Origin of the sequence: Paenibacillus pseudetheri, from assembly GCF_924513355.1 — a bacterium.
In the GTDB taxonomy this organism is placed as follows: Bacteria; Bacillota; Bacilli; order Paenibacillales; family Paenibacillaceae; genus Paenibacillus_AQ; species Paenibacillus_AQ pseudetheri.
On record NZ_CAKMAB010000110.1, the window covers coordinates 1 to 471 of the forward strand.

The window sequence follows — 471 nt, forward strand, 5'->3', positions numbered from 1 at the left end:
AGCAAAGAAATCTTAGAGAGTGGATACGAAATTCGGAAGCGTCATTACCGAAGCCAGAACTGTGAAGGGTGTCCGCTAAAAGAACGCTGCACGAAGGCAACCGGTAATCGGGAAGTCGTGGTGAGTCTAGAGCGGTTGCGGTACCAGAAGCAGGCCCGAGAAATGCTACGGAGCGAGGAAGGTTACCTCTTAGCCGTACGGCGAATGACGGAACCGGAAAGTGTATTTGGACAACTGAAGAACAACCGGGGATTCCGGCGTTTTCTGCTTCGCGGCATAGAAAAAGTGACGCTTGAGGTCGGTTGGCTTTCACTTGCCCATAATTTACAGAAACAAGCTGCAAATGACCAAAAACGCAGAGCAGCGATTCTCCAATAACAGGAGAATCGCTGCTCTGTTGACGTTTTAAACTTTTAAGAGGATAGAGAGACTATCTCCGCTAGTAGAATATCTACTTATGGGACAGCCCCT

At 48.6% G+C, this 471-nt stretch carries 1 protein-coding gene; it reads left to right on the forward strand.

Features of this window, described 5'->3' with window-relative positions:
• Positions 1-378: transposase (locus L1028_RS31130; protein ID WP_234541973.1), on the forward strand; the 378-nt coding region annotated here is incomplete at its 5' end.
• Positions 379-471 lie beyond the last annotated feature (93 nt).